The following is a 2,766-nucleotide window of genomic DNA, read 5'->3' as shown; positions in this document are numbered from 1 at the left end:
CATAATAATTGTGAAAAGAATGCTAGTATTAGTATTTCTTAGAAATAAAAAAATATTACTGGAATTTTGAATTTCCAGTAATATAAATTACAAAACAAAATTATTACACAAATCTATAGACATTCTCCTTCCAAATATAATCTGGAAGTTTTTTTATAATAATATACTTATAAAACTTTTGCTAAAAATTCTTTTGTTCTTTCATTAACAGGATTATTAAACACATTTTCCGGTGTATTTTCTTCTATTATTTTTCCACCGTCTACAAATACAACTCTATCTGCTACTTCTTTTGCAAATCCCATTTCATGAGTGACTATTGCCATAGTCATTCCTTCATTAGCTAGTTCTTTTATAACATCAAGAACTTCTTTCACCATTTCTGGATCTAGTGCTGATGTTGGTTCATCAAATAACATCATGTCAGGCTCCATTGCCAAAGCTCTAGCTATGGCTATTCTTTGTTTTTGACCACCTGATAGTTGTGATGGATATGCATCTTTTTTGTCCAGTAATCCTACTCTATTTAATAGTATCTGAGCCTTTTTATTTGCCTCTTCTTTACTTATTTTTTTTATTTTACTAGGAGCTAAAGTTACATTATCTAAAACAGTCATATGAGGAAATAAGTTGAAATTTTGAAATACCATTCCTATATTTTGTCTCACTTCATCAATATTAACTTTTTCACCTGTTATGTTTTTACCTTCAAATATTATTTCACCTTCAGTAGGCTCTTCAAGTAAGTTCATACATCTAAGTACTGTACTTTTTCCTGATCCACTGGGACCTACTATGGCAACTATTTCACCTTTATCAATTTGTAAATCTATGCCTTTAAGCACATGCAAATTTCCGAAATATTTATGCAAATTATTTATTTTTATCATATCTATCACTTTCCCTTATATTATTCTAGTTTGACTGAGCTAGCCTTTTCTCTAATATACCTACTAATTTAGATAATACAGATGTTATCACAAGGTATGTAACTGCTGCTACTAAATAAGGTTCCATTGGACTATAAATTGCTGTAACTACTATACCTGCTTTAAACATCAACTCTTGAGTTCCTATAACAGAAAGTACTGCTGATTCTTTTACTAATGTAATAAACTCATTCGCTAAGGCTGGCAATACATTCTTTATAGCTTGTGGAACTATTATAAACCTCATTGTATCTTTATATCCTAGACCTAATGATCTACTAGCCTCCATTTGTCCCTTATCAACAGATTGTATCCCTGATCTTAATATTTCAGCCACATAAGCACTTGAATTTATAGATAATGCAAATGCACCCGCTATAAATTTAGAAGATATAGGACCTACATCAGGAAAGTCAAATCCTAATTGCGGAAATCCATAATAGATAATATATATTTGCACAAATAACGGTGTACCTCTAAGAATTTGAACATATGCACTTGATATAAATTTTAATATCTTAACTTTAGACATTTTCATTAGACAAATCAATAAACCAAGAATAAAACCTATGATCAATGAGACCATAGATACTAATATAGTATACTCTGCCCCTTTGACTATTAATCCATAGTATCCACTTAATTTACTAAAATCCATATAACCATCTCCTAATTACTGTCTATTATTTTGCTAGTTCTAAAGCTTGTTGCATATATTCATCCGTTTTTCCTTCTTTATCTAATCTTGCTATTGTATCATTTACAGATTTTAAAAATGCAGTATTATCAACTTTATCATCTGATTTTTTAATAGCTGCTGCTGCAGTTTCTGCAACTTCATCACCTACAGTTGAATTTCCTATAGCTATATTCTTATAATTTTTAACATTTATTTCAGCTACTGCTTTACCTGTAACTATAACATCTATTTTTCCGTTTTGAAGCTCTAGCATTAAATCTGGCATTTTCTTTAATTGTGTGGCATCTGTTATTCCTAAGTCACCAGTAACATAGTCTGCTTGAGTTGTTCCTTTTTGAACTCCAACTTTTAATTTTTTTAAATCATCTGAATTTTTTATAGAGTCTTCTTTCCCTTTCGATACTATACATACATTACTATTTGTATAATATATTTCTGAAAAATCAACACTTTTCTTTCTAGTTTCATCTGGAGTCATTCCTGCTAAAACTATATCTACCTTATCCGCTTGCAAAGCTCCTAATAATCCATCAAAATCCATGTCTGTATATTCAACTTTTACTCCCATATCTTTTGCCATTTCTTGAACCATAAAATCATCAAATCCAACTATTTTATCTTTTCCATCCACTACCTTATGGAATTCATAAGGTGAGTATTCAGCACTTGTTCCTATCTTTAGTACTCCCGCATCCTTAATTTGTTGAAGTTTATCCGCTACTTCAGTTTTATCTCCTTTATCTCCACCACTTGAACAGCCTACTAATGATATAGTCATCATCGCAGCTAACGTTAATCCTAATATTTTCTTTAATTCTTTCATTTCAATATCCTCCTTTATATTTTTATATAATTAATTTCAATTTCCCAAAATAAAAAATTCGCTTCGCTTAAGCCACTGCGTGGGCGCTATACTTCATGTCGCCAACGAGATGCCTTCGCTACCGTTGAGTCAACGACCCTTAAAGTTAATAGATTATAAATTATGTGTTCTCCACAGATTAGATAACACATAATTCCTACGAAAATGATTTTAGCCAAAGGCTGTTTTTTGCAACACTAAACTAAACCTACTATAAATAGGTTAAATTTAGTGTTGTTTTTACTTTTTTATACCCCCTCTAGACTACATCTTTC

At 30.7% G+C, this 2,766-nt stretch carries 3 protein-coding genes; all 3 read right to left on the bottom strand.

The genetic code is table 11. From position 1 onward, the window contains the following. Positions 1 to 167 precede the first annotated feature (167 nt). The 3 genes from K0040_RS19645 to K0040_RS19635 are packed head-to-tail and all read right to left on the bottom strand — an operon-like array spanning position 168 to position 2,452. Positions 168 to 890 carry an amino acid ABC transporter ATP-binding protein gene (locus tag K0040_RS19645; protein WP_228110401.1) on the bottom strand — a complete coding sequence of 241 codons (723 nt, stop codon included), beginning with the start codon at positions 888 to 890 and terminating at the stop codon, positions 168 to 170. Positions 891 to 915: 25 nt separating this feature from the next. Further along, entirely contained in the window at positions 916 to 1,587 is a 672-nt protein-coding gene (locus K0040_RS19640; protein WP_228110400.1) for an amino acid ABC transporter permease, read from the bottom strand. 25 nt (positions 1,588 to 1,612) lie between these two features. Further along, entirely contained in the window at positions 1,613 to 2,452 is an 840-nt protein-coding gene (locus tag K0040_RS19635) for a transporter substrate-binding domain-containing protein (RefSeq protein WP_228110399.1), read from the bottom strand. Between the last annotated feature and the right edge of the window lie 314 nt (positions 2,453 to 2,766).

The sequence above is a fragment of the Terrisporobacter petrolearius genome (assembly GCF_020748185.1).
GTDB classification, from domain to species: Bacteria; Bacillota; Clostridia; order Peptostreptococcales; family Peptostreptococcaceae; genus Terrisporobacter; species Terrisporobacter petrolearius.
Note: the sequence above shows the minus strand (reverse complement) of the source record. Positions and strands in the feature narration are given on the sequence as shown.